This is a genomic window from Pseudomonas sp. CBS (assembly GCF_024734645.1).
Lineage (GTDB): Bacteria > Pseudomonadota > Gammaproteobacteria > Pseudomonadales > Pseudomonadaceae > Aquipseudomonas.
This window is the reverse complement of record NZ_CP102929.1, coordinates 5,846,398-5,871,345: the sequence shown is the minus strand read 5'-3', so window position 1 is coordinate 5,871,345 and position 24,948 is coordinate 5,846,398. Positions and strand designations below refer to the sequence as shown.

Below are 24,948 nucleotides of genomic sequence, written 5' to 3'. Positions count from 1 at the left end.
GCCGAACGCAGGTATTGCGGAGCGGGTAAACCGGCAGGACGCCGGTTTAGCCGCGCCGGGCCATGGATGGCCCGTCGCGGCGGCCCGCGGAGCAATGCCGGAGTGAGGGAACGCCGAGCCCCAGCGAGGCGCCGACAGGCGGGGCAGAGCCCTTTGCTTACTTTGGGGCTTTTTGTACGGACCGGACACATGGTGGACACATGTGCGGGGACATGGTTGACACATTATGGACCATAGTCTGGCTTGCTCACGTCGATTGTTCGTAGGAAGTGATGGCAAAAGTAGACGTCAAAAAGCCCATCACTTTCAGGATTAGGACGTATGGCAAGGTGATGCCCAGCCAGCCCCTTAGCTATGCTGAAATAGCGTTTCTGAAAGCGGAATCGGCTGTTATAAGCCTTGGCCAATACGTCGTCCGGTCCGTATTCAAACTCCGATAACTGCTGCGGATAAGCCCATGGGCTGGCTCGATACCGGTCCATCGGCACCTTGTAGCCCAACGCTTGATGAGGCCGTTGCAAGTTATAAATCTCACGCCATTGATCAAACGCTGTTTGAGCTTCCTTGATCGTGGAAAACTGACGCCCATTAAGCACTTCGGCCTTGAGTGACCGATGGAAACGCTCAATCTTTCCATTGGTTTGGGGGTGGTAAGGACGGCTGAAGCTGATCCGAATTCCTAAGCGAATCAACCAGATACTCAGCTCGGTGATTTCGCCAGGGTTGCGCGGCGAGCCCCAGGGCGGGCCGTTATCGACGTTGATGCGAGCCGGTAATCCGAAGCGCTGGAACACTTCAATCATTTTCTCTTTCACCGTGGTCCCACGCTCGTTATCACAAGCCTGAATCGCCAGGTTGAATCGCGAGTGGTCGTCCAGCAGGGTCAGGGGATGGCATCGGCCTTGTTGCGTCGGGAAATGCCCTTTGAAGTCCATCTGCCAAAGATCGTTAGGCGCATCGTGTTCAAATCTCAACTTTGCCGCTTGTTCCTTCTGAGCAGGCTGAATCAGCCCGTGTCGGTGCAGAACATTAGTAACGGTGCTGGGAGCGATTTGTTTTTTCAAAATGCTGCTGATCGTGCGCCCACCCCAGGCTGGATGGTCTTGCCTGAGCGCTATGACCGCCGTCTCTAGAGCGGTGTTGGTCAGCTTGGGGCTGGTGAGAGGTTTGCGGGACTTCTCTTGCAGCCCCGACCGGCCTTGCGTCTCGTAGCGATCGAGCCACTTGTACGCCGTTTGGGGGCTGATACCGAATCGTCGACACAGTTCTCGTTTATTACTGCCGGGTTGCCGCGCCAAGGCGACAAACTCTTCTTTCAGGCTCATGGCATCTCTCGTGTCCCAGGGCATGATGGTTTTCCGGCGAAGTTAGCTCGCCGAAAAGTGTCCACCATGTCCCCGCACACCCGTCAACCATGTGTCCGGTCCGTACAGGCTTTTCCAAAGTGAGTCGCTGTAAGAGCGAAACCATAAGCGGCCGTTACCTAAATAACGGATATACCCCCCCCCACCACCAAATCCAAAACAAAAAAAAGGCGACCGAAGTCGCCCAAAATGCCTTGCGTGCTCATGTATCCCGAAAAGACCTAAGGCCTCTTACGCTTATTAGCGTCTTTCCAGATAAAAATTCCAAACCCTACAAAGAACATCACCATGAGGCCAACCGTCAGCACTCCGGCAAATACCACATTATCGAAAAACATGACCGGCCTCCTGCACTTGCCCTGTTGCGATAGGGCTAAGTTAACCAAGAAGACGAAAGAAGAAATTGACGAGGATCAATGTCGCCCGCGACGGGGCGTAAAGAAGGGAAATAACTGACCTGCATCAACTGATGCAGGCTATATCAACGCTTTTTCGGTTTGTTTTTCGGCTTTTTCTTAGGCTTACCCAACGGCATCGCCTGCTCAAACGCCTGGCGCACTTCATTCAGTCGCTTGTCATTCAGGTCATGAACACGTTTGGCCCGCTCGGCATTCAGGTCTATCAGTTTGTCATCGTCACTCATGGCTTGGCTTACGTAATGGCTTGGATGCCCCAATAATGCGTCCTGCGCCAATCCCGCGTAAACAAAATCGATGTCATCCCGCGCATTTGCCCGCAAAATCCCCCCACCCCAACCCTCACACAGAGCGCTCGACGTGGCACTGCACAAGGACCTTCCCCCACTCCTGGCCCTGCGCGCCTTTGAAGCCGTGGCCCGGCATCTGAGTTTTATCAAGGCTGCCGCCGAACTGTCGGTGACCCAAAGCGCCCTCAGCCATCAAGTGCAGAAGCTCGAACAACATCTGGGCAAGCCTCTGTTTATCCGACGCACCCGCGCCATCGATCTGACCGAAGACGGCCAACACTACTACGACCAAATCCGCCCCGCCCTCGACGTCATCGCCGCCGCTACCCGCCAGCAACAAATACCACCCGCCACCAGCGTGCTGCGCGTCGGCCTGCTCGCCTCGTTCGCCACCTTGTGGCTGGCGCCGCGCCTGGCCGGGTTTCTCAGCCGCTACCCGCACATCCAGGTGGAGTTGGTGCCCGCGATTCAACTGGCAGATGTCGCCGCCGCCGAGGTCGACCTGGCGATTCGCTATGGCAAGGGCGACTGGGCCGACGTGCAAGCCACGCGCCTGATGAGCGAAACCCTGACACCGGTGTGCAGCCCAGCATTCAAGGCCAGCCAACTGGAGAACGGCCCGCTGTTGATGGCCACCTCGCACCGCCCTTTCGAGTGGACCGACTGGTCCCGGCATTACCAGGTGGATGTGGAGCATTACCCCAAGGCACTGTTGCACGACTACAACATCGTGGTCGAAGCCGCCGTCGCCGGCCAGGGCATCGCCATGGGCCGCCACCGCCTGATCGAGCGCAGGTTGAAGGATGGCACATTGGTGGAAGCCTTCGACTGGCCGCCCTACCACAGCGAGATCGGCTACTGGCTGATCACCCCGCAAGGCGACACCAGCCAAGCGGCCGCCCGTTTCAGTGAGTGGCTACGGGAAATCTGTGCTGACGCATAAGTTATTTAGATACGTCGAGTGAGATCTATCCGTTTGTCTGCCAAAACCACGCCGCCCATGCTGAAGACTCTTCTCAAGAGGATTCAACATGAGCCACTCCATCTCGCAACGCGTGCAAGCCCTCGGCCTGAGCCTGCCCAATCCCAGCCAGCCGATCGCCAACTACGTCAATTACGTGATCAGCCAGAACCAGCTATTCATCTCCGGCCAAATCCCGCTGCTGGACGGCAAACCGTCCTACATCGGTCGGCTCGGCGAGTCCATCAGTGAAGAGGAAGGTGCCAAGGCCGCCGAACTCGCCGCGCTGGGCTTGCTGGCGCAATTGAGCGATGCCCTGGGCGATGACCTGTCGCGGCTGGTGCGCATCATTCGGTTGGGCGTGTTTATCGCCAGCAGCGGCGACTTCCAGCGCCAGGGCGCAGTGGCCAATGGCGCCTCGAACCTGCTGGTCAACGCCCTTGGCGACAAAGGCCGCCATGTCCGTACTGCCGTGGGCGTCGCCAGTTTGCCGGGCGGTGTGGCAGTGGAGGTTGATGCCATTTTCGAGCTGCAGCCGTGACCGCCCTGTCCCTGACCGAGGTCCGGGAGCTGCGGAACGAAACGCCGGGCTGCCAGTCCGGCATCGTCCACTTCAACCACGCCGGGGCCTCCTTGCCGAGCCAGGGGACACTCGACGCAATCATTGACCAGTTGCAACGCGAAGCCCGTGACGGCCCGATGGAAGCTGGCGAGCACGGTTCGCTGCTGGCGGAGAAAGCCCGTCGCGCCGCCGCGCAATTGCTCAACGCCCCCGTGTCATCGATTGCCTTTGCCAGCAGCGGCTCGACCGCCTGGAGCATGGCGGTCCAGGCGCTGGGGCCGTGGAAGCCGGGCGACCGCATTCTGGTGGGCCGCCACGAATGGGGCGGCAACCTGGCCAGCATGCAGACAGCCGTGCAAGCGGGTGCGCACGTAGAGGTGATTCCTTGCGATGAAACCGGCGCAGTGTCCGTCGCCGGCCTGGAAGCCATGCTCGACGCCCGGGTGCGGTTGATCGACCTGACCTGGCTCCCCGCCAACAGCGGCTTGATCAACCCTGCCGAAGCCATCGGCGCGTTGGCCAAGCGTTATGGCATCGCCTACTTCATCGACGCCGGGCAAGCCATCGGCCAGGTGCCGGTGGATGTGCAAGCGCTGCACTGCGATGTGCTCAAGGGCGCCGGGCGCAAGCATCTGCGGGGCCCGCGCGGGACCGCCCTGCTTTATGTGCGACCGGATTTTCTCGAGCATTTGAACCCGGCCCAGCGCGATGTATTTTCTGCGCCCTGGAGCCCTGCAGGTTTCGACTTGCGCAACGACGCCCGGCGCTTTGAAACCAGCGAAGTGTCATTCGCGTTACTGGCAGGCCTGGCCAATGCGCTGCTGGAGGTCAATCGATTGGGGGTTGAGCGGGTCCGTCAGACAGTCCAGCTTCTAAGCGACACGATCCGCGAAGAACTTAGCGGGATCGAGGGGATTACCCTGCATGATTTGGGCATTTCCGGAAACCAGTCAGGCCTGATCGCCTTCAACCTGGCCGGCTGGGACGCCTTTGAGCTGAAGCGGCGCCTGGGGCTCAAGCGAATCAACATCGGTGCCAACGGCGTGCCCTACACCCCGCTGGACATGCAAGCCCGGGAGCTGGACAGCGTGGCGCGAATCTCCGTGAGCTACCTCAACACGGCGCACGATATTGGGCAACTGATCGCCGCCCTGCACGAGCTGCGGGATTAAACCTCGACGTCCACCCACAAGCCTTGGCGTGGCGCATCCTCAATCAGCGGCACCACCGGCACGGTGTTGTCGGCGTTGAGTTCGTCACCGGGAACAGCCAGGTGCTCCTGCGGATCCTCATCGGCTTCGCGGCGGCGCTTTTGCTGTTCCTGCTGACGGCGCTGTTCCTCGCGCAGCAACAGTGCCGCTTCCTCGGGGTCGCGCTTTTGCAGGTCGATGGTGCTTTCGTTGGAGCCTGGCTGAACCGGCACCACGGGCGGGATATCCGGTTTCTGGCGCACCGGATCAAGCTGCGACGTGACCGGCACAACACTCAAGGGCAGCATGGGTGGCAGCATATTAATAGTCTCCTGTTCAGCAGACTGTCGGCTGCGTGGGTGACGACTTGAGCGTCAAGGCGCCAACTTGTGAATCAATCGTCATCTATCCGACGAACATACAGCCCTTTTTCTTGCCGCTTGTAGCTTAAAGCTTGAAGCTGCACCTATTCCTTTTGGTCTGGAAGCCGTGTTCCGTTAGAATAGTCGGCTTTTTCACGGCGGGAGTCAGGCAGCATGGCGCAGCAGTATCAACCGGGGCAACGCTGGATTAGTGACAGCGAAGCAGAGCTGGGGTTAGGCACCGTTCTGGCACAGGACGGCCGCTTGTTAACCGTGCTCTATCCGGCCACTGGCGACACCCGCCAGTATGCGCTACGGAATGCGCCCCTCACTCGCGTGAGGTTTTCGCCGGGTGACACCATCACCCATTTCGAAGGCTGGAAAATGACCGTGCAAGAAGTCGACGATGTCGACGGCCTGCTGGTCTACCACGGCCTCAATGGGCAGAACGAGCAGGTTACCCTGCCGGAAACCCAACTCTCGAACTTCATCCAGTTCCGACTGGCCAGCGACCGTCTGTTCGCCGGCCAGATCGACCCGCTGCCCTGGTTCTCCCTGCGCTACCACACGCTGGAACACACCAGCCGCCAGTTGCAGTCCTCGCTCTGGGGCCTGGGCGGTGTGCGTGCACAACCGATCGCGCACCAACTGCACATCGCCCGCGAAGTCGCCGACCGTATCGCGCCGCGGGTTCTGCTGGCAGACGAAGTGGGCCTGGGCAAGACCATCGAAGCCGGCCTGGTGATCCATCGCCAGTTGCTGTCGGGTCGCGCCAACCGCGTACTGATCCTGGTGCCGGAAAACCTCCAGCACCAGTGGCTGGTGGAAATGCGCCGCCGCTTCAACCTGCAGGTTGCGTTGTTCGACGAAGAGCGCTTTATCGAAAGCGATGCCACCAACCCGTTCGAAGACACCCAGCTCGCGCTGGTGGCCCTGGAATGGCTGGTGGACGACGAGAAGGCCCAGGACGCGCTGTTTGCCGCCGGCTGGGACCTGCTGGTGGTCGACGAAGCTCACCACCTGGTGTGGCACGAAGAAAAAGCCAGCCCCGAGTACTCGCTGGTGGAGCAACTGGCCGAAGTAATCCCGGGCGTATTGCTGCTCACCGCAACCCCTGAACAGCTGGGCCAGGACAGCCACTTCGCGCGCCTGCGTCTGCTGGACCCGAACCGTTTCCACGACCTGCAAGCCTTCCGCGCCGAGAGCGAAAACTATCGCCCGGTGGCCGAAGCCGTTCAGGAATTGCTGGACAAGGGCCGCCTCTCGCCCGCCGCTCACAAGACCATCCAGGGTTTCCTCGGCAACGAAGGCGAAGCCCTGCTGACCGCCGTCAACGATGGCGACGCCGAAGCCAGCGCCCGTTTGGTACGCGAACTGCTGGACCGCCACGGCACCGGCCGCGTGCTGTTCCGCAACACCCGCGCCGCGGTGCAAGGCTTCCCGGAGCGCAAGCTGCACGCTTACCCGCTGCCGTGCCCGGACGAATACCTCGAACTGCCCTTGGGCGAACACGCCGAGCTGTACCCGGAAGTCAGCTTCCAGTCGCAGCCGGATGTGGATGAAGAACAACGCTGGTGGCGTTTCGACCCGCGCGTCGAGTGGCTGATCGATCAGCTGAAAATGCTCAAGCGCACCAAAGTCCTGGTGATCTGCGCCCACGCCGAAACCGCCATGGACCTGGAAGACGCCCTGCGCGTGCGCTCCGGCATCCCGGCCACGGTGTTCCACGAGGGCATGAACATCCTCGAGCGCGACCGCGCCGCTGCTTACTTTGCAGATGAAGAGTTCGGCGCCCAAGTGCTGATCTGCTCGGAAATCGGCAGTGAAGGCCGCAACTTCCAGTTCTCCCACCACCTGGTGCTGTTCGACCTGCCGTCCCACCCGGACCTGCTGGAACAGCGGATCGGCCGTCTGGACCGGATCGGCCAGAAGCATGTGATCGAACTGCATGTGCCGTACCTGGAAACCAGCCCGCAAGAGCGCCTGTTCCAGTGGTACCACGAGGCGCTGAACGCGTTCCTCAACACCTGCCCGACCGGCAACGCCTTGCAGCACCAGTTCGGCCCGCGCCTGCTGCCGCTGCTGGAAAACGCCGACGACGGCGAGTGGCAAGCACTGATCGACGAAGCCCGTGCCGAGCGCGAGCGCCTCGAAGCCGAACTGCACACCGGCCGCGACCGTTTGCTGGAGCTCAACTCCGGCGGTGCCGGTGAAGGTGATGCGCTGGTGGAAGCCATCCTCGAGCAAGACGACCAGTTCACCCTGCCGATCTACATGGAAACCCTGTTCGACGCCTTCGGCATCGACAGCGAAGACCATTCGGAAAACGCCCTGATCCTCAAGCCCAGCGAAAAAATGCTCGACGCCAGCTTCCCCCTGGGCGACGACGAAGGCGTGACCATCACCTACGACCGCAACCAGGCGCTGTCCCGCGAAGACATGCAGTTCATCACCTGGGAACACCCGATGGTGCAGGGCGGCATGGACCTGGTGCTGTCCGGTTCCATGGGCAACACCGCCGTGGCGCTGATCAAGAACAAGGCGCTCAAGCCGGGCACCGTGTTGCTGGAACTGCTCTACGTCAGCGAAGTGGTTGCCCCGCGTTCGCTGCAATTGGGCCGTTACCTGCCGCCGGCTGCACTGCGTTGTCTGCTGGATGCCAACGGCAATGACCTGTCGGGCCGTGTCTCGTTCCTGACCTTGAACGACCAGCTGGAAAGCGTGCCCCGGGCCAGCGCCAACAAGTTCGTCCAGGCCCAGCGCGACCAGCTGACGCCACGGATCAACGCCGGCGAAGAGAAGATTGCCCCGCGTCACGCCGAGCGCGTGGCCGAGGCTCAACGTCGCCTGGCGGCGGACACCGACGAAGAACTGGCGCGCCTGACCGCGTTGCAAGCGGTCAACCCGACCGTGCGTGACAGCGAACTGGTTGCCCTGCGCCAACAGCGCGAGCAAGGCCTGGCCATGCTCGACAAGGCTGCGCTGCGACTGGAAGCGATTCGGGTGTTGGTCGCGGGTTGATTACCGCCCTGCCCTGCTGAACAAAAAGGCCCGCGCAATGCGGGCCTTTTTTATTCACTGTAGACATCGTTGTTATTGATGACCTCTTCGCGAGCAAGCCCGCTCCCACATTTGACCGAGTTCCATCTTGAGAATGCGGTCTAATGTGGGAGCGGGCTTGCTCGCGAACGCGTCACCTCGGTCTCAGGCAGTAACCGCCGTAGCCGGCACCTCCACCACCCCCAACCCATCCTTCATCCGCTTGGCATCGCGCACAAAACTGCGGGATGCCTGGAACAGAAACAGCATGGTCAGAAACAGCGCCACCGGAATCAGGTACATGGCATCGTGCAAGCCTATGGCTTTATAAGCCTCGGTCATCTGCTCCGCCCCCGCCGCATACATCGCCGAATGGGCAAAATGATCCGACAACCCGCCCACCACAATCGGCCCCATGCCACCCCCCAGCAAATACAAGCCGGCGAAGAACAACGCCATCGCCGTCGCCCGCAGGCGCGGCTCGACCACGTCCTGGATCGCCGTATAAACACAGGTATAGAAGTTGTAGGCAAACAACCAGCCCACGCTGAACAACGCCACAAACACACCGATCTCGATCCGCCCGGCGTGCAACGCCCAAGCAGTGGTGACGGTAGAGATAATCAAGCTGCACGCCGCGAACAGCAGCCGGCCATTCGCGATGCGTTGATGGATTTTGTCGGCAATCCAGCCGCCCAGGGTCAGGCCCACGAGGCCGGTAATCCCGACGATAACACCGGTGGCGACTGCCGCATCCTGCAACGGCAGCAGGAAATACCGCTGCAGCATCGGCACCAGGAACGAGTTGCAGGCGTAGGTCGCGAAGTTGAAGCACAAGCCCGCCAGCACCAGCCAAAGGAACGTCGGCACCGCCAGCACCCGGCGAATCGGGCGGTCGACTTTCTCTTGGGAGACTTGCACGGTTTCCGCAGCGCCGCGTTTGGGTTCCTTGATGTAGAACATGAACACCGCGAGGATCAGCCCAGGCACCGCCGCAATAAAGAACGGCGCGCGCCAGCTGTCGAACGCCTTGACCATCGCGCCGATGGTAAAGAAAGCCAGCAACAGGCCCAAAGGCAGGCCCAGCATAAAGATACCCATGGCCCGCGCCCGGCGGTGGGCCGGAAACAAGTCGCCAATCAACGAATTCGCCGCCGGTGCGTAACTGGCCTCGCCGATGCCGACGCCCATGCGCACCAGCAAAAACGTCCAGAAACTGCCCACCAGACCGTTGACCGCCGTCAGGCCGCTCCACGCCGCCAGGCCCCAGCCCATGAGTTTACTGCGCGAGCCCGTATCGGCCATGCGCCCGAGGGGCAAGCCGGCAATCGCATAAACAATGGTGAACGCAGTGCCGATGATGCCGAGCTGGAAGTCGCTGAGGTGCCACTCCATGCGGATCGGTTCGATGATGATCGCGGGGATGGTGCGGTCAAAAAAATTGAACAGGTTGGCCAGGAACAACAGGAACAGAATGCGCCAGGCATTCGCCGCTTGGGTCGAGTTCTGCATGGGTCCGTCTCTTTTATTGTTATGTGAGCCGCGATGCCAGACGCATCCTGAGCCCGGAACCTGCAATCTAGTCAGCCCCGTGATGATTGTCTGTAATGATTCGTAAGTCTGATGTCACTCCATCGGGCGACCCGGGCTGTCATCCCTACTCATTTAGTTCTAGTTGTTTATGAACTGATCGCCAAATAATTAGAAGCAATTTGCCATCAGCCCTTGCAACCCGCTCAGGCTCTCTATACTCAAAGCATTGTCAGACAAAGACTCTGTGACGGGACATGCTATGGAATGGCTTGGTTTGCATTTTTTTACCGACCTTCCGGACAGCGGGCATTTATTACTCAATTGCAGTCATAACCCCTTTCTGGTGCTACTGGCTTACGTGGTGGTCTGTGCGGCGGGCTTCGGTACCCTGGACATGGCTGAACGTGTCGGCCATGTCGACAACCCCAAGGCTCAACGGCACTGGCGCTGGGTAGGCGCGGGCTGCCTGGCTGGCGGAATCTGGTCGACCCACTTCATCAGCATGCTGGCCTTCCAGGCGCCTATCGCGATTCACTACGAATTGGTCATGACGTTCGCCTCGCTGTTGATCGCCCTGATTGCTTCGCTGTTCGCCATGCAAACCCTCAGTCATCCAAAGCTGCGCCTTCACCAATATGTGCTGGCGTCGGTATGGATGGGGCTGGGCATTGCACTGATGCACTACGTCGGCATGTCGGCCATGCAATCCGAAGCAGGCGTGTACTTTCAGACCGGATTGTTTCTGGCCTCAGTGGTGATCGCCATCGGCGCCAGCCTGGCGGCGTTGCTGCTGTCGCTGTACCTGCGCAACGGCACCGGCATGTTCCATCAATTGCTCAAGTACGCCGCCAGCCTGGTGCTCGGCGCCGGGATTATCAGCATGCACTTCACCGGCATGGCGGCCATGCAACTGCTGTTGCCCGAGGGCGTGGTGCCGTCGGCGTTGCCGGTGGACAACAACCCGATCCAACTGGGCCTGCTGGTCGCCGTCATCGCCCTGCTGGTGATCGGCAGCAGCATCAGCGCTGCCCTGGCAGACAAAAAACTGCAACACAAGGAAACCGACCTGCGCCGGGTCAACGCACTGCTCACCGAGCTCGACCAGGCCCGCGCCTCCCTGCAGCAAGTGGCGCACTACGACGCCTTGACCAGCCTGCTCAACCGTCGTGGCTTCAACCAGATCTTCGCCGAGAAGCTCGCGGAAAAAACCGCCACCGACGGCATGCTGGCAGTGATCTTCCTGGATATCGACCACTTCAAGCGCATCAACGACAGCCTCGGCCATGACGCCGGTGACGAACTGCTGACCGTACTGGCCAGCCATATCAAAAGCTCGGTGCGCAGCCATGACGACGTGGTCGCGCGGTTTGGCGGTGACGAGTTCTGCATCCTGATCAGCATTCACCATCGCGATGAAGCGCGGCACATGGCCCAGCGCATCATGCAGAAAATGAAAGACCCCATCGAGTTGGCCGGCCGGCGCATGGTGATGACCACCAGCATCGGCATCAGCCTGTTCCCTGAAGACGGCAAAACCAGCGAAGAACTGCTGAAAACTGCCGATCTGGCGTTGTATCAGTCCAAGGATGCCGGGCGTAACAGCCTGAACTTCTTCAGCTCCAACCTGAAAACCCGGGCCTTCCTGGAACTGCAACTGGAAGAAGAACTGCGCGCCGCGCTGCGCGGCAAAAACGAGCTGGTGCTGTTTTACCAACCGATTCTTGACCTGAAAAAAGGCCGGATCACACGCCTCGAAGCCCTGGTGCGTTGGCAACATCCCCAGCACGGCCTGCTGACCCCGGACCGGTTCATTGGCATTGCGGAAAACAACGGGCTGATTGCCGAACTGGATCACTGGGTGCTGCGCCAGGCCTGTCACGACCTGAGCCTGCTGTCGGAGCAGGGTCATACGGAATTGATCATGGCGGTCAATTGTTCAGCCTTGAACCTGACCCGTGACGAACTGGCCGATGAAATCGAAAACGCCCTGCGCTTCGGCGGGATCGCCGCCAATCGCCTGGAACTGGAAGTGACCGAAAACGCCCTGATGGGCAATATCAGCAGCACCCTGGCACTGCTGCGGCAAATCCGCGCCTTGGGCGTGTCGCTGTCCATCGACGACTTCGGCACCGGCTATTCGTCCCTCGCCTACCTCAAGCGCCTGCCGCTGAACACCTTGAAAATCGACCGCTCGTTTATTCAGGATATTCCCAAATCCGCCACCGACATCGATATCGTCCAGGCCATTATCGGCATGGCCCATACCCTGCATCTGCAAGTGGTGACCGAAGGCGTGGAAACCCTGCAACAATTGGAAGTGGTGCAAAAACACGGCTGTGATTTCGTTCAGGGTTACTTGCTTAGCGCTGCGGTACCGATGAGTGACATCAGCGCCGTGATCAAAGGCCTCGATCAGCACAACATGTTTAGCCTGCTGGGGCTTACAGGCAGTGAACCCGCGCCCAAAGATCCGCCTTCGGGCCGTACGGGTCCCGCCTCCATCGTCAGGCCAATTCGCTGACGCCGAAAATTTGGCAAATCGCCATCACTTCACTAAAGAATCCCGACGAACGGCCGATTCATCAGAGTCCGGCCAGGATTCCCCCTTAAAACCCTAGGGTTAAACCCTCCCGCCAGGACCAGGACGCACTGTAAAGTCGCGATCTCTCATTCCGTGATGGCTATTTGACACTCTTTCAGCCATCCGTCCAGGCACATGGCGCACAATGACTTCTAAAAATAACTCTGCCACTGCGGTATCCGACGTGTTGCTGACAGCCCCTGCGGAAAAACCCTCAGGCTCAAAGTCATTGAGCAGCGCCCGCCCACTGGCCACCCAGCAGTACCTGTACTTCACCGAAACCAACACCGACCGCATCCTCGACAACCTCGACGGCCTGCGCGACATGGTGTTCCCCCGCGCTCCGCACCTGGAAGTCGACGGCGAACTGCGCAACGAGCAGGAATTCCCCTCGGTGTGCCTGATCGGCCTGGGCCGCTGCGGCTCGAACATTGCCCTGGATGTGGCAGAGCTGGTGTACAACGCTCGCAAGTTCTACCTCAACGAATTCAGCAACGAAGACAAATCCACCGACAAGGGCTACCGCCCCGCCCAGTGGATTCGCAACAACCTGCGCCTGGGGTCGAACAAAGGCACCAAGCCGGTGTTCCTGGTCGAGCCGCTGGTGATGCTGGGCGACCTGGACAAGGACATCGCCGGGCGCATCCGTTTCTCGCGCAAGGGAGAGAAAAGCGGTTTCCTGCGGGACTACAGCAAGATGAAAATCATGGACCTCTCGGAAGTCCATGCCGGTGGCGCCGGTAACGCGCCGATCCTTGGCCAGTACCTGGCCAAAATCATCCTCAACAAAGACACCCAGCGTTTTTCCAGCCCCGACTGGAAGATGATCCACTCGTACCTGATCGACTCCTGCGGCATCAAGGCCAACCAGTCCCGCCTGTACTTCTCGATCTTCAGCGCCGGCGGCGGTACGGGCTCGGGCATGGCCTCGGAATTCGGCCTGGCCCAGCAGCACTCGTACATGAACAAGACGTTCGACACCAAGCCGGCCGACGAGCATGACAGCAAGAGCGGCCACGCCTTCGTATTCGAGCCGATCTTCACCAGCGGCATTTGTGTGCTGCCGAACATCTCCGATCACCGCAGCGAAATGTCCGAGGCGCTGCACATCAACGCCGGACGGCTGTTGTGCAAATACCTCTCGGAAGAATGGGATTTCTCGTACAACTTCGACAACGAAGACAGCAGCGAGGCCAGCGTGAAAGGCCGCATCCGGCCGTGGAACGCGATGATGCTGATCTCCAACGACATCATGCGGTATGCCGAAGAAAGCGATGACGGCAATATCCAGAACATTGATGTCAATGCCATGGAAAAGCACGCCAACCAGTACATCTCGCAGCAGATCTTCAACATTCTGACGGCCCAGGCGGTCACGACTGACTACGACCAGAACTACTTCCGTCGGGCCGGGATCGACATTGGCGAAACCATTCGCCTGGATGCCAACGACCTGTTCATGAGCCTGGCCGGCCCGGTGGCGATTGCCTACGCCGAATCGGTGGTGCCGGAAACGCCGGCGCCATCGAGCGACAAGTTCAAGGTGTTCGAAAAAGAGCCGCAGCGGCTGAATATCGATGACCTGTTTTTCCGTTCCATTGACCTGCCGCACTTCAACAAGGTGACCCAGGCGATCGAGGGCATCAGCCTGTTGCCGATTGAGTCCAAGCGCTACAAAGCCTCCTTGGAGCAGTACAAGAATTCCGGGTATGACGCGGCGGCGCTGCATGACTTGCACTTCTTCAAGAACTGCTCGTCGGTGGTGTCGATTGTGTCATTGCCCAAGGATTACAAGCTGTCCTACATGGACCTGAATCGGCTCAAGACGCACCTCAACAGTCTGTTTCCCAACACGACGCTCAAGCGGTATGCGCTGGTGATCGGGGCGTCGGCCAACTTGTCGCTCACGACCTTGATCGCTAAAAGCCCGTGCCTGTCGGATGACTTTTTGACGTTGATCGTGGCGTTTATCAAGCGCTGCTTTGCGAGGAATCCGTATCGGTTTGATGACACGCTGGATAACTCGATTCTGGATTTCATCATCCATGAGGATTTTGATGAAGACCGGATTGATGAGCTGCTCAATGAGTTTGAGAACCCGGCGAAGATTCTGGATACCAACTGGTATGCCATCAAGCCGATGTATGAGAAGAAGTATCGTGAGTTGATCAACGACAAGGACAAGTTTGTGTCGATCAACGATATTCGGCTGTCGCGGGATTGTGTGAAGAAGGCGATCAAGTACCTGCGTGAGATTTATCGTCACCGGATTGGGAAGACCAAGGTTATTTCGCTGAATAACCATACTGGGAAGACGGCGTAGGCTTTGTTGTTGCTGAGGTGGGGTGTATATCCGTTATTTGGGTTGGGGCTGATATTGGTTCCGCTCTTACAGCGGCTCACTTTTGAAGAGCGCAAAAGTAAGCAAAACGCTCTTGCCCCACCACTCGGCACCTCGCCCAGGCTCGGTGTGCCCTCACTCCGGCTTTGGACCGTGGGCCGCCGTCATGGGCCATCCCTGGCCCAGGACGGCTAACCTGGCGTCCTGCCAGGTTACCCACGCTCCAAAGCCTGCGTTCGGCCAGCGTGGTTTAACGGGGCGCCTAAGATCAAGATCAAAAGCAAAAGCACAGCGGCCTACCGGCCGGCTTGAGTGTTGAAGAGCAAAAGCCAAATCAAAATCTAAAGCGGGCACGGTCAAAAATGTGGGAGCGGGCTTGCTCGCGAAGGTCGTTAACGATGACGCGGGCATTCTGGATGAACGCGGCGCTCTCAGGTTTTTCGCGAGCAAGCCCGCTCCCACAGAAGAGCAGAGCCACCCCGACCGTAGCAGCTGTCGAGCGCCAGCGAGGCTGCGTGCCTTTGATCTTGATCTGCTTTTGATCTTGATCTGCGGGCCCCGTTAACCACGATGGCCGCAAGCAGGCACGGTGGAGCGGGTAAATCGGCAGGGAAGCCGATTTAGCCGCGCCGGGCCATGGATGGCCCGTCGCGGCGGCCCGCGGAATCGGGCCGGAGTGCGGGCATGACGAGCCTAGGCGAGGCACCGAGTGGTGGGGCAAAGACCTTTTGGTTACTTTTGGGGCGTTTGCCAAAAGTGACCCGCTGTAAGAGCGGAACCATAAGCAGCCGTTACCGCAGGAATGGATATGTCCCCCCTTCCCACTCACACCCAGAAACAATTCCCCCCACACTCCGCCGCTACCAAAACTGTTCCCATGACGCGCACGTAACCCCCGCCTGTGACCTTTCTCTACGGCAACATGCCATCACCGCGAATGCAGTTACCCGCCTACACACTTAAACCCAGAAAAATCACGCACCATTTTCGCTCAGTCATTTCCTACACTGCCCTTTCCTGGATCAGAATCCACGGCGAAACCACCACCGCCCACAAACTCGGGTCCCGCTCAACCAGGTCCAATGCCCGCGTCGCAGACACCTCGCCAAGACTCCCCGCAGCCAGCCAGGCAGCGACTTTCTCACGGTTGTCCTCGGCCATGCCCTCGGCGGCCTCGATCAAATCCAGCCCGGCATCGACCCACAATAGGGCACCCTTGGCAAAGAACGGCTCAAGCTCCTTCCAGGAAATTTCCGCGGTTTCACCAAGCAGCTTGGCATAGAGGGTGCTAGGTTCTTGCGTCATGGGAGTTCACCTGAAGAAAAAATCGGCGCAATCATACCGTCGAGCACCAGGCAGAAAAACCCAGTTGCAAATGAGGCACCGAACGAAAGTGTCAGGAAAGCCAAGGATTGCCCGCAACTCTGGCATCACCCCGCCGCAATTCTGTCTTTTTCTTTCATTTAAGCGACATGCCCGGGTTTTGCCCCCAGCAGCCAGCTTTTCAAGCGATCAACCGGCGCTCTACACTGTACCGGTACAGTTGCCAGGCCGCTGCCGGGGGATATCCGAGATATCTGATCCGGTTCTGCAGCTCACAAGGCCGCTAGAACTATAAAAAATACAACAGTAAGAGTGGAGCACTATGAATAAGGCTACTAAGCAGATTTCCAAACTGTTTGCCGCTATGGTCCTGGCCGGGGTTGCCAGCCATTCGTTCGCAGCTGACACCATCAAGATCGGTATTGCCGGCCCCAAAACCGGCCCTGTGACCCAATACGGCGACATGCAGTTCATGGGTGCCAAGCAGGCCATCGCCGACATCAACGCCAAGGGCGGCGTAGATGGCAAAATGCTCGAAGCCAAAGAATACGACGACGCTTGCGATCCAAAACAAGCCGTGGCCGTAGCCAACAAAGTGGTCAACGACGGCGTCAAGTTCGTGGTCGGTCACCTTTGCTCCAGCTCCACTCAGCCAGCATCCGACATCTACGAAGACGAAGGCGTGATCATGATCACCCCGGCTGCCACCAGCCCGGAAATCACGTCCCGTGGCTACAAGCTGGTCTTCCGTACCATCGGCCTGGACAGCGCCCAGGGCCCAGCCGCCGGTAACTACATCGCCGACCACGTGAAGCCGAAAGTCGTAGCCGTTATCCACGACAAACAGCAATACGGTGAAGGCATCGCCACCGCCGTTAAACAAACCCTCGAGAAGAAAGGCGTGAAAGTTGCCCTCTTCGAAGGCATTAACGCTGGCGACAAAGACTTCGGCTCGCTGATTCAGAAGCTCAAGCAAGCCAACGTCGACTTCGTCTACTACGGCGGCTACCACCCTGAGCTGGGCCTGATCCTGCGCCAAGCCAAGGAAAAAGGCGTGAACGCCAAGTTCATGGGCCCTGAAGGCGTCGGCAACGACTCCATCTCGCAAATCGCCCAGAACGCGTCCGAAGGCCTGCTGGTTACCCTGCCGAAATCCTTCGACACCGATCCTGCCAACAAGGCAATCGTTGAAGAGTTCACCAAGAACAAGCAGGACCCAACCGGTCCGTTCGTGTTCCCGGCCTACTCGGCTGTTGAAGTGATCGCCGGCGGTATCGCTGCCGCGAAGAGCGAAGACACCGCCAAGGTGGCAGCGGCCATCCACGCCGGTACCTTCAAGACCCCGACCGGCGACCTGAGCTTCGACGCCAAGGGCGACCTGAAGGACTTCAAGTTCGTGGTCTACGAATGGCACTTCGGCAAACCAAAAACCGAAGTTTCCCCTCAGTAAGCCAGGCGTTACTGGTCAACAAGCCCACTGTGCAAGCAGTGGGCTTTGTTTTACGAGGTTTATGGGCCTGACACCCGCGATCCGGGAGTGGGCTCACCTGAAAATCTTAAAACCGTCACCAGCGGTTCGCTGGCAAACGCTTTGTGCAACCTGATCACAGAACAGGGTACCGAGCCGGAAATTGACTCCACCAGTGAAATGCGTATCGGGTTTTTAGGAGCGCTGTAATGCCTGAGATCTATCATTTTTTCCAAACGCTGGTTAACGGCATGACCGTTGGCAGCACCTATGCCTTGATAGCCATTGGCTACACAATGGTTTACGGCATCATTGGAATGATTAACTTCGCCCATGGCGAGGTGTACATGATTGGTTCCTACGTGGCCTTCATCGCCCTTGCCGGGCTGGCCATGATGGGTATCCACTCCCTGCCGCTGTTGATGACCGCTGCATTCCTGGCGTCCATCGTCGTAACCAGTGCCTATGGCTACAGTATCGAACGCGTTGCGTACCGCCCCTTGCGTGGCAGCAACCGCTTGATCCCGCTGATCTCTGCGATCGGCATGTCGATTTTCCTGCAGAACACCGTATTGCTGTCCCAGGATTCCAAGGACAAATCCATTCCCAACCTGATCCCGGGGAGCTTCTCCTTCGGCCCAGGTGGCGCACAAGAAGTGCTGATTTCCTACATGCAGGTCCTGGTCTTCGTCGTCACCCTGGTGGCAATGCTCGGCCTGACCCTGTTCATTTCTCGCTCCCGTCTGGGGCGCGCCTGCCGGGCCTGCGCCGAAGACATCAAGATGGCCAACCTGTTGGGCATCAACACCAACAACATCATCGCCCTGACCTTCGTCATCGGTGCCGCACTGGCGGCTATCGCCGCTGTATTGCTGAGCATGCAGTATGGCGTGATCAACCCCAACGCCGGTTTCCTGGTGGGCCTCAAGGCCTTCACCGCAGCGGTATTGGGCGGCATCGGCAGCATTCCGGGTGCGATGCTCGGCGGGCTGGTGCTGGGGGTGGCTGAAGCCTTTGGCGCCGATGTGTTCGGTGACCAGTACAAGGACGTGGTGGCATTCGGTCTATTGGTTCTGGTGCTGTTGTTCCGGCCGACCGGCATTCTGGGCCGTCCGGAGGTTGAGAAAGTATGAGCAGATATCTTAAATCGGCGTTTTTCAGCGCCTTGCTGGTGTGGGCCGTGGCCTTTCCGGTACTCGGGCTCAAGCTGAGCATTGTCGGGATCAACCTCGAAGTGCATGGCACCGGTCCCGTGACATTGACCATCATTGCCCTGTGCTCGGTGCTGATGTTCCTGCGCGTGCTGTTCACCCAGCAGGTCGGGGCACTCCTCAAGTCCAACCGTGGGCCGTTGGTTTCGCCCAAGGTCAGCCAGTTCCTGACCCTGCCGCGCACCCAGCGCTACATCATCATCGGCCTGATCGTGGCCGCGTTGATCTGGCCGTTCTTCGGTTCCCGTGGCGCGGTGGACATCGCGACACTGATCCTGATCTACGTGTTGCTGGGCCTGGGCCTGAACATTGTGGTGGGTCTGGCCGGCCTGCTCGACCTGGGCTATGTGGGCTTCTACGCGGTGGGTGCCTACACCTACGCGCTGCTCTCGCATTACCTGGGCTGGGGCTTCTGGATCTGCCTGCCACTGGCCGGCATGGCGGCGGCCACATTTGGCTTCCTGCTGGGCTTCCCGGTACTGCGCTTGCGCGGTGACTATCTGGCGATCGTGACCCTGGGCTTCGGTGAAATCATCCGTCTGTTCCTGCGTAACCTCACCGATATCACCGGCGGGCCCAATGGCATCAGCAGCATTCCCAAGCCAACGTTCTTCGGGCTGACGTTCGACCGCACCGCGGCCGAAGGCATGCAGACTTTCCACGAGTACTTCGGGATCGACTACAACCCGGTGAGCAAAGTGGTGTTCCTGTACCTGGTGGCCCTGCTGCTGGCACTGGCGGCGCTGTTCGTGATCAACCGCCTGCTGCGCATGCCGATCGGCCGTGCGTGGGAAGCGCTGCGCGAAGATGAAATCGCCTGCCGTGCACTAGGCATGAACCCGACCGTGATCAAACTTTCGGCATTCACCCTCGGGGCAACCTTCGCCGGTTTTGCTGGCAGCTTCTTCGCCGCTCGCCAAGGTTTGGTAACCCCGGAGTCGTTCACCTTCATCGAGTCGGCGATCATCCTCGCCATCGTGGTACTGGGTGGCATGGGCTCGCAGCTGGGCGTGATCCTCGCGGCGATCGTGATGATCCTGCTGCCGGAAATGATGCGTGAATTCAGCGAATACCGCATGTTGATGTTCGGCGCCATGATGGTGCTGATGATGATCTGGCGTCCTCAAGGCCTGCTGCCCATGCAACGTCCACACATGGAGCTGCGCAAATGAGCCGCGAGATCCTGAAAGTCGAAAATTTGAGCATGCGCTTCGGCGGTTTGCTCGCGGTCAACGGCGTGGCCCTGACCGTACAAGAGAAGCAGGTCGTGGCTCTGATCGGCCCCAACGGTGCCGGCAAGACTACGGTGTTCAACTGCCTGACCGGCTTCTACAAGCCAAGCGGCGGCAGCATCCTGCTGGATGGCCAGCCGATCCAGGGCCTGGCCGGTCACGAGATTGCCCGCAAGGGCGTGGTGCGGACCTTCCAGAACGTGCGGTTGTTCAAGGACATGACAGCGGTCGAGAACCTGTTGATCGCCCAGCATCGTCACCTGAACACCAACTTCTTTGCGGGCCTGTTCAAGACCCCCTCGTTCCGCAAGAGCGAACGCGAGGCCATGGAATACGCCGCGTACTGGCTGGACAAGGTCAACCTCACCGAGTTTGCCAACCGTCCTGCCGGTACCCTGGCCTACGGTCAGCAACGTCGCCTGGAAATCGCCCGCTGCATGATGACCCGTCCGCGGATCCTGATGCTCGACGAACCGGCCGCCGGCCTGAACCCCAAGGAAACCGAAGACCTCAAGGCGCTGATCAGTGTGTTGCGTGAAGAAAACAACGCCACCGTGCTGCTGATTGAACACGACATGAAACTGGTCATGAGCATTTCCGACCATATCGTGGTGATCAACCAGGGCACGCCACTGGCCGACGGTACGCCGGAGCAGATCCGCGACAACCCGGCCGTGATCAAAGCCTATTTGGGGGAAGCGTAAAATGCTGCAATTCGAAAACGTTTCCACTTTCTACGGCAAGATCCAGGCACTGCACAACGTCAACGTCGAAGTGCGCCAGGGCGAGATCGTCACCCTGATCGGGGCCAACGGTGCCGGTAAATCCACGCTGCTGATGACCTTGTGCGGTTCGCCCCAGGCCCACAGCGGCAGCATCCGCTACATGGGTGAGGAACTGGTGGGCCAGGCCTCCTCCGAGATCATGCGCAAGAGCATTGCCGTGGTTCCGGAAGGTCGCCGGGTATTTGCCCGCCTGACCGTGGAAGAGAACCTAGCCATGGGCGGGTTCTTCACCGACAAGGGCGATTACCAGGAGCAGATGGACAAAGTGCTGCACCTGTTCCCTCGGCTCAAGGAACGCTTCAGCCAGCGCGGCGGCACCATGTCCGGCGGCGAACAGCAAATGCTCGCCATCGGCCGCGCGCTGATGAGCAAGCCCAAGCTGTTGTTGCTGGATGAACCGTCCCTGGGGTTGGCACCGATCATCATCCAGCAGATCTTCGACATCATCGAACAGCTGCGCAAAGACGGTGTGACGGTGTTCCTGGTGGAGCAGAACGCCAACCAGGCACTGAAGATCGCCGACCGCGCCTATGTGCTGGAAAACGGCCGGGTGGTGATGCAGGGCAGCGGCGAACAACTGCTGACCGATCCGAAAGTGCGTGAGGCTTATCTGGGCGGTTGATGCCCAGTTGGCTAATGTATGAGCGGGCTTTTGTGGGAGCGGGCTTGCTCGCGAAGGCGGTGGATCAGCCAACTTATTGGGTGACTGACCCACTGCCTTCGCGAGCAAGCCCGCTCCCACATTTGTTATGTGTGAACCACAGACTTTGGCGAAACCTGAAATTATTTTCCGCTGGTTTGTAACGAATCCCTTCCCCTTATCTCTAGTGGTGTAAGCAGGCAACTACGCTTGCCAACCCAACCCACTGCTGGAGATACACCATGACTACCAAAACCCGTTCGCTGTCCGCTGCCACCCTCGTCCTGGCCCTGGGTTCGGCCCTGAGCCTGTCCGCCCTGACCACCACCGCCCACGCTGCTGACGACATGCAGAAATGCTTCGGTGTGGCCGAAGCCGGCAAGAACGATTGCGCTGCAGGCGCCGGCACTTCCTGCGCCGGCACCTCGAAGGTCAAGGATCAGGCCAACGCCTGGAAACTGGTCCCGGCCGGTACCTGCCTGAAAACCCCAAGCACCACCTCGCCAACCGGCTTCGGCCAGGAAGCTGCCTTCACCGCCAAGTCCTGAATCCCTGTGCAGCCTGAGTACTGACGATGACGCTCTCACTCACTCCCACCATCTCCCAGGCTCAGGCGCCCGGCCTCCCCCATCGGGCCGGGCTGGGGCTCAAGAACGAGCACTTCAGCGAAGTGCTCGAGACTGCCCCCGACATCGGTTTTTTTGAAGTCCACGCCGAAAACTACATGGTGGCTGGCGGGCCTTTCCATCACTACCTGGGCTTGATCCGCGAACAGTACCCGCTGTCGCTGCACGGTGTAGGCCTGTCCATTGGCGGCGAAGGTCCGCTGAACGACGAGCACCTTGAGCGCTTGGCCACGCTGATCGAGCGCTATCAACCCCACTCCTTTTCCGAACACCTGGCCTGGTCCAGCCACGGTCCGGTGTTTCTCAATGATCTGCTGCCGCTGGCGTATGACGACCAAACCCTGAAGCGGGTGTGCGAACACATCGACCAGGTGCAAACCCGCCTGCAACGGCCAATGCTGCTGGAGAACCCGTCGACCTACCTGCAGTTCCAGTGCTCCACCCTGGAAGAGACCGACTTCATCAGCGAAGCGATCCGCCGCACCGGCTGCGGGCTGCTGCTGGACGTGAATAATGTGTATGTGTCGTGCATCAATCATCAGCAAGACCCGCTGAAGTACATCGAGGCCTTGCCATTACACGCCGTGGGCGAGATTCATCTGGCAGGGTTTGCCGAAGACACCGACAGCCTCGGTGATCGTTTGCTGATTGATGATCACGGCGCGCCGATCGACAACGCGGTGTGGCAACTCTACCAACACGTGCTCACCCGCACCGGGCCGGTCGCCACGCTGATTGAACGCGACAACCAGGTGCCGGCGTTCAGCGTACTGCATGCTGAAGCGCGCCAGGCCGACCGGTTTTTGCTGGAGGTGCGTACATGAGCCGCCAGGATGTATTTGCCAGCGCCCTGCTGTCGCCCGACGAAAGCTGCCCGCAAGGTGTGTTCAGCCGTAACGGCGCCGATCCGGCCAGTCGTTTTGCGGTGTACCGCAACAATGTCCACAGCTCACTGATCAACGCCCTGGCCACCGGCTACCCGGTCACTCTGCAACTGGTGGGCGATGAGTTTTTTCGGGCGATGGCCGGTGTGTATGTCCAGGATTTCCCACCGACCAGTCCACTGATCAATGAGTACGGCGGCGACCTGGCTGACTTTATCCAGGGCTTCGCCCCCGCCGCCAGCGTGCCCTACCTCGCTGACGTGGCGCGCCTGGAGCGATTGCGGGTCAGGGCCTACCACGCGGCGGACGCACTGCAACCGGATCAGCAGGAAATCATCGCCGTCCTGCAACAACAGTCGGACGTGGGCGAACTGCGCCTGCAACTGCATCCATCACTTTCCACCCTGAGCTCGGCCTACGCCGTGGTGGCGTTATGGGCTGCGCACCAGACAGGCGAATCCCTCGCCACCCTCGACCCCTTCCACGCCCAAAGCGCACTGGTGCTGCGCAACGGCCTGCACGTGCAGGTATTTCATATCGACAGCGGCGCAGTGGCGTTTATCAACAGCCTGAACAACGGTTGGCCGCTGGAAATGGCCTTGGCCTACGCCCTCGATGCGGCCGCCGAATTTGATCTGCACCACTGCCTGGCCCTGCTGGTCGGCCACGGCGCCATCACCCATTTGCACACAGAACCCAAGGTATCGCCATGAACACCGCCGCTCCCGGGCTGATCCAACGGATCATCCAGCTCCTCGAGAAAATCCCCTACAGCCTGATCGCCTTCGTCGCACGCTTCTCTATCGCGGCGGTGTTCTGGAAATCCGGACAGACCAAGGTCGAAGGCTTCGCCGTGGACCTGATCGGCGGCACGTTCCAACTGGGCTGGCCGCACTTGGCGCCGTCCACCCTGCCGCTGTTTCGCAGCGAATACCACGTGCCGCTGCTGTCAGCGGAAGTGGCGGCGCATATGGCCGCGTTCGCCGAGCATTTTTTCCCGGTGCTGATCCTGGTGGGGTTTGCCACGCGGTTCTCGGCGTTGGCGTTGCTGGGCATGACCCTGACCATCCAGCTGTTCGTCTACCCGGACGCCTACCCGACCCACGGCACCTGGATCGCACTGTTGTTGCTGTTGATGGCCAAGGGGCCGGGCTGCTTTTCCATCGATCACCTGATTGCCCGGCGCTTGCGCTAAAGGCGATCCAGGGCCTCGCCGCTGCGTTTGAACCAGCCCACCAGATAATCCGCCAGTACCTGGGTGCGGCGCGGCAGGCCGCCCTGATACGGATGGACCAGGTACATCGGCATGCTGCGAGTCTGATAATCCCGCAGGAGCCAGTGCAGCCGCCCGTCAGCCAATTCCGTGTGCAACACGTAGGAAGGCAAACGCGCGATGCCTGCGCCCACCAGCGCCGCCTTCTTCAGCAAGTTGTAATGGTTGGAAGCAAAGGTCCCGGATACGCGAACCCGCAGCAGCTCATGTTGCTGGTGATACAGCCACTCTTCACGGCCGCTGTAGTGGCTGTTCAGCAAGCAGTTGTGGCCCACCAGTTCCGCCGGTGTCAGCGGCTCGCCGTGCTGTTTCAGATAAGCCGGGCTGGCGCAGGTCATCTCGTGCCAGGCCAGTAACGGCTTGGCCACCAGTCGCTCGTCGTTGGCGACTTCGGAGCGTACCGCCAGGTCAAAACCGTCCCGCGCCAAGTCTCGATACTGGTTGTTGAGCTCCAGTTCGATCTGCACCTGCGGGTACTCCCGGGAAAACTCCAACAGCAAACCATCGAAGAATGTTTCGCCCAGGGAAACCGGAACCGTCATACGCACCGGGCCGACCAAATCGTCCTTGAGCCTGGCCAGTGCCTGACGTGCCCGCTCCACCTGCACCACCAACGCCTGGGCCTGCGGCAACAGCGCCGCTCCCGCTGCCGTCAGGCTCAAACGGCGCGTGGTGCGATGCAACAACACCACCGAAAACTGTGCCTCCAACTGGCTGATGCGCTTGGACAGCTGCCCCTTGCTGCAGCCCAACTGCTGGGCCGCCAAGGTAAAGCTGCCGGCTTCGATCAACACCGCAAACGCCGCCAGGTCATCCATTTCGCTCATGGATTGTTTCCATTTGAAAACCAAAGGTTGCCTATTAGTG

The 24,948-nt window shown here is 59.7% G+C and carries 23 protein-coding genes; 16 read left to right on the top strand and 7 right to left on the bottom strand.

What is annotated here, in order from left to right; translation table 11 throughout:
• Positions 1–224: 224 nt before the first annotated feature.
• The 3 genes from NVB75_RS26725 to NVB75_RS26720 form a co-directional block, all read right to left on the bottom strand.
• A complete protein-coding gene (locus tag NVB75_RS26725; protein ID WP_258344060.1) occupies positions 225–1,349 on the bottom strand; it encodes an IS481 family transposase in 1,125 nt (374 codons plus the stop codon).
• 236 nt (positions 1,350–1,585) lie between these two features.
• Positions 1,586–1,702, bottom strand: coding sequence for a cytochrome c oxidase subunit CcoM (gene ccoM / locus NVB75_RS33165; RefSeq protein WP_003210916.1), 117 nt, complete (start codon positions 1,700–1,702; stop codon positions 1,586–1,588).
• 143 nt (positions 1,703–1,845) lie between these two features.
• The gene (locus tag NVB75_RS26720) at positions 1,846–2,007 is read right to left on the bottom strand and encodes a hypothetical protein (RefSeq protein ID WP_003193515.1); all 162 of its coding nucleotides are present in this window, start codon (positions 2,005–2,007) and stop codon (positions 1,846–1,848) included.
• A 133-nt stretch (positions 2,008–2,140) separates the two neighbouring features.
• On the opposite strand from NVB75_RS26720, the gene NVB75_RS26715 reads away from it, so the two are divergent.
• The 3 genes from NVB75_RS26715 (at position 2,141) to NVB75_RS26705 (ending at position 4,765) form a co-directional block, all read left to right on the top strand.
• Positions 2,141–3,013: a LysR substrate-binding domain-containing protein gene (locus NVB75_RS26715; protein WP_258344059.1), complete on the top strand. Its 873-nt coding sequence runs from the start codon at positions 2,141–2,143 to the stop codon at positions 3,011–3,013.
• Positions 3,014–3,101: 88 nt separating this feature from the next.
• A complete protein-coding gene (locus NVB75_RS26710; RefSeq protein ID WP_258344057.1) occupies positions 3,102–3,572 on the top strand; it encodes a RidA family protein in 471 nt (156 codons plus the stop codon).
• Positions 3,569–4,765, top strand: a complete 1,197-nt coding sequence (locus NVB75_RS26705) for an aminotransferase class V-fold PLP-dependent enzyme (RefSeq protein WP_375378889.1) — start codon at positions 3,569–3,571, stop codon at positions 4,763–4,765. Before NVB75_RS26710 ends, NVB75_RS26705 begins: the two co-directional genes overlap by 4 nt.
• Here the strand turns inward: NVB75_RS26705 and NVB75_RS26700 are convergent.
• Positions 4,762–5,103: an aspartate-semialdehyde dehydrogenase gene (locus tag NVB75_RS26700; RefSeq protein WP_076016549.1), complete on the bottom strand. Its 342-nt coding sequence runs from the start codon at positions 5,101–5,103 to the stop codon at positions 4,762–4,764. The two genes, NVB75_RS26705 and NVB75_RS26700, sit on opposite strands and share 4 nt — an antisense overlap.
• A 216-nt stretch (positions 5,104–5,319) precedes the next feature.
• On the opposite strand from NVB75_RS26700, the gene rapA reads away from it, so the two are divergent.
• Positions 5,320–8,166 carry an RNA polymerase-associated protein RapA gene (gene rapA / locus NVB75_RS26695; RefSeq protein WP_258344055.1) on the top strand — a complete coding sequence of 949 codons (2,847 nt, stop codon included), beginning with the start codon at positions 5,320–5,322 and terminating at the stop codon, positions 8,164–8,166.
• Between the two features lie 183 nt (positions 8,167–8,349).
• On the opposite strand, the gene NVB75_RS26690 is transcribed toward rapA, so the two are convergent.
• On the bottom strand, positions 8,350–9,696 hold the full coding sequence (locus NVB75_RS26690) for an MFS transporter (protein ID WP_258344054.1): 1,347 nt from the start codon (positions 9,694–9,696) through the stop codon (positions 8,350–8,352).
• Between the two features lie 280 nt (positions 9,697–9,976).
• Here NVB75_RS26690 and NVB75_RS26685 point away from each other — a divergent pair, with 280 nt between their 5' ends.
• Both NVB75_RS26685 and NVB75_RS26680 read left to right on the top strand, forming a co-directional pair.
• Positions 9,977–12,238 carry a bifunctional diguanylate cyclase/phosphodiesterase gene (locus NVB75_RS26685; protein ID WP_258344052.1) on the top strand — a complete coding sequence of 754 codons (2,262 nt, stop codon included), beginning with the start codon at positions 9,977–9,979 and terminating at the stop codon, positions 12,236–12,238.
• A 205-nt stretch (positions 12,239–12,443) separates the two neighbouring features.
• Positions 12,444–14,621: a hypothetical protein gene (locus tag NVB75_RS26680; RefSeq protein ID WP_076016545.1), complete on the top strand. Its 2,178-nt coding sequence runs from the start codon at positions 12,444–12,446 to the stop codon at positions 14,619–14,621.
• A gap of 1,020 nt (positions 14,622–15,641) precedes the next feature.
• On the opposite strand, the gene NVB75_RS26675 is transcribed toward NVB75_RS26680, so the two are convergent.
• Positions 15,642–15,944, bottom strand: coding sequence for a DUF2288 domain-containing protein (locus NVB75_RS26675; RefSeq protein WP_003211652.1), 303 nt, complete (start codon positions 15,942–15,944; stop codon positions 15,642–15,644).
• Positions 15,945–16,284: 340 nt separating this feature from the next.
• On the opposite strand from NVB75_RS26675, the gene NVB75_RS26670 reads away from it, so the two are divergent.
• The 10 genes from NVB75_RS26670 to NVB75_RS26625 all read left to right on the top strand — a co-directional run bounded on the left by NVB75_RS26670 (position 16,285) and on the right by NVB75_RS26625 (position 24,003).
• Positions 16,285–17,412, top strand: a complete 1,128-nt coding sequence (locus NVB75_RS26670) for a branched-chain amino acid ABC transporter substrate-binding protein (protein ID WP_087693197.1) — start codon at positions 16,285–16,287, stop codon at positions 17,410–17,412.
• Between the two features lie 45 nt (positions 17,413–17,457).
• Entirely contained in the window at positions 17,458–17,640 is a 183-nt protein-coding gene (locus tag NVB75_RS26665) for a hypothetical protein (protein WP_143503643.1), read from the top strand.
• On the top strand, positions 17,640–18,563 hold the full coding sequence (livH, locus tag NVB75_RS26660; RefSeq protein ID WP_056857476.1) for a high-affinity branched-chain amino acid ABC transporter permease LivH: 924 nt from the start codon (positions 17,640–17,642) through the stop codon (positions 18,561–18,563). Before NVB75_RS26665 ends, livH begins: the two co-directional genes overlap by 1 nt.
• Positions 18,560–19,813: a high-affinity branched-chain amino acid ABC transporter permease LivM gene (locus tag NVB75_RS26655; RefSeq protein ID WP_003211661.1), complete on the top strand. Its 1,254-nt coding sequence runs from the start codon at positions 18,560–18,562 to the stop codon at positions 19,811–19,813. Before livH ends, NVB75_RS26655 begins: the two co-directional genes overlap by 4 nt.
• A complete protein-coding gene (gene livG, locus NVB75_RS26650; protein ID WP_076016604.1) occupies positions 19,810–20,577 on the top strand; it encodes a high-affinity branched-chain amino acid ABC transporter ATP-binding protein LivG in 768 nt (255 codons plus the stop codon). The genes NVB75_RS26655 and livG overlap by 4 nt, the downstream gene beginning before the upstream one ends.
• 1 nt (position 20,578) lies before the next feature.
• Positions 20,579–21,280, top strand: coding sequence for an ABC transporter ATP-binding protein (locus NVB75_RS26645; protein ID WP_017479361.1), 702 nt, complete (start codon positions 20,579–20,581; stop codon positions 21,278–21,280).
• 260 nt (positions 21,281–21,540) lie between these two features.
• On the top strand, positions 21,541–21,846 hold the full coding sequence (locus NVB75_RS26640) for a DUF2282 domain-containing protein (protein WP_003211666.1): 306 nt from the start codon (positions 21,541–21,543) through the stop codon (positions 21,844–21,846).
• A gap of 26 nt (positions 21,847–21,872) precedes the next feature.
• On the top strand, positions 21,873–22,748 hold the full coding sequence (locus NVB75_RS26635; protein WP_258344050.1) for a DUF692 domain-containing protein: 876 nt from the start codon (positions 21,873–21,875) through the stop codon (positions 22,746–22,748).
• The gene (locus NVB75_RS26630; RefSeq protein WP_258344049.1) at positions 22,745–23,521 is read left to right on the top strand and encodes a DUF2063 domain-containing protein; all 777 of its coding nucleotides are present in this window, start codon (positions 22,745–22,747) and stop codon (positions 23,519–23,521) included. Before NVB75_RS26635 ends, NVB75_RS26630 begins: the two co-directional genes overlap by 4 nt.
• On the top strand, positions 23,518–24,003 hold the full coding sequence (locus NVB75_RS26625) for a DoxX family protein (RefSeq protein WP_258344048.1): 486 nt from the start codon (positions 23,518–23,520) through the stop codon (positions 24,001–24,003). Before NVB75_RS26630 ends, NVB75_RS26625 begins: the two co-directional genes overlap by 4 nt.
• On the opposite strand, the gene NVB75_RS26620 is transcribed toward NVB75_RS26625, so the two are convergent.
• Positions 24,000–24,908: a LysR family transcriptional regulator gene (locus NVB75_RS26620; RefSeq protein WP_258344047.1), complete on the bottom strand. Its 909-nt coding sequence runs from the start codon at positions 24,906–24,908 to the stop codon at positions 24,000–24,002. The two genes, NVB75_RS26625 and NVB75_RS26620, sit on opposite strands and share 4 nt — an antisense overlap.
• Positions 24,909–24,948 lie beyond the last annotated feature (40 nt).

What these genes read in the sequence shown, in the direction of transcription:
- NVB75_RS26725 (WP_258344060.1), bottom strand. Translation starts at nt 1,349, where the DNA reads ATGCCCTGGGACACGAGAGATGCCATGAGCCTGAAAGAAGAGTTTGTC.
- ccoM (WP_003210916.1), bottom strand. Translation starts at nt 1,702, where the DNA reads ATGTTTTTCGATAATGTGGTATTTGCCGGAGTGCTGACGGTTGGCCTC.
- NVB75_RS26720 (WP_003193515.1), bottom strand. Translation starts at nt 2,007, where the DNA reads ATGAGTGACGATGACAAACTGATAGACCTGAATGCCGAGCGGGCCAAA.
- NVB75_RS26710 (WP_258344057.1), top strand. Translation starts at nt 3,102, where the DNA reads ATGAGCCACTCCATCTCGCAACGCGTGCAAGCCCTCGGCCTGAGCCTG.
- NVB75_RS26700 (WP_076016549.1), bottom strand. Translation starts at nt 5,103, where the DNA reads ATGCTGCCACCCATGCTGCCCTTGAGTGTTGTGCCGGTCACGTCGCAG.
- rapA (WP_258344055.1), top strand. Translation starts at nt 5,320, where the DNA reads ATGGCGCAGCAGTATCAACCGGGGCAACGCTGGATTAGTGACAGCGAA.
- NVB75_RS26690 (WP_258344054.1), bottom strand. Translation starts at nt 9,696, where the DNA reads ATGCAGAACTCGACCCAAGCGGCGAATGCCTGGCGCATTCTGTTCCTG.
- NVB75_RS26685 (WP_258344052.1), top strand. Translation starts at nt 9,977, where the DNA reads ATGGAATGGCTTGGTTTGCATTTTTTTACCGACCTTCCGGACAGCGGG.
- NVB75_RS26680 (WP_076016545.1), top strand. Translation starts at nt 12,444, where the DNA reads ATGACTTCTAAAAATAACTCTGCCACTGCGGTATCCGACGTGTTGCTG.
- NVB75_RS26675 (WP_003211652.1), bottom strand. Translation starts at nt 15,944, where the DNA reads ATGACGCAAGAACCTAGCACCCTCTATGCCAAGCTGCTTGGTGAAACC.
- NVB75_RS26670 (WP_087693197.1), top strand. Translation starts at nt 16,285, where the DNA reads ATGAATAAGGCTACTAAGCAGATTTCCAAACTGTTTGCCGCTATGGTC.
- livH (WP_056857476.1), top strand. Translation starts at nt 17,640, where the DNA reads ATGCCTGAGATCTATCATTTTTTCCAAACGCTGGTTAACGGCATGACC.
- NVB75_RS26655 (WP_003211661.1), top strand. Translation starts at nt 18,560, where the DNA reads ATGAGCAGATATCTTAAATCGGCGTTTTTCAGCGCCTTGCTGGTGTGG.
- livG (WP_076016604.1), top strand. Translation starts at nt 19,810, where the DNA reads ATGAGCCGCGAGATCCTGAAAGTCGAAAATTTGAGCATGCGCTTCGGC.
- NVB75_RS26645 (WP_017479361.1), top strand. Translation starts at nt 20,579, where the DNA reads ATGCTGCAATTCGAAAACGTTTCCACTTTCTACGGCAAGATCCAGGCA.
- NVB75_RS26640 (WP_003211666.1), top strand. Translation starts at nt 21,541, where the DNA reads ATGACTACCAAAACCCGTTCGCTGTCCGCTGCCACCCTCGTCCTGGCC.
- NVB75_RS26635 (WP_258344050.1), top strand. Translation starts at nt 21,873, where the DNA reads ATGACGCTCTCACTCACTCCCACCATCTCCCAGGCTCAGGCGCCCGGC.
- NVB75_RS26630 (WP_258344049.1), top strand. Translation starts at nt 22,745, where the DNA reads ATGAGCCGCCAGGATGTATTTGCCAGCGCCCTGCTGTCGCCCGACGAA.
- NVB75_RS26625 (WP_258344048.1), top strand. Translation starts at nt 23,518, where the DNA reads ATGAACACCGCCGCTCCCGGGCTGATCCAACGGATCATCCAGCTCCTC.
- NVB75_RS26620 (WP_258344047.1), bottom strand. Translation starts at nt 24,908, where the DNA reads ATGAGCGAAATGGATGACCTGGCGGCGTTTGCGGTGTTGATCGAAGCC.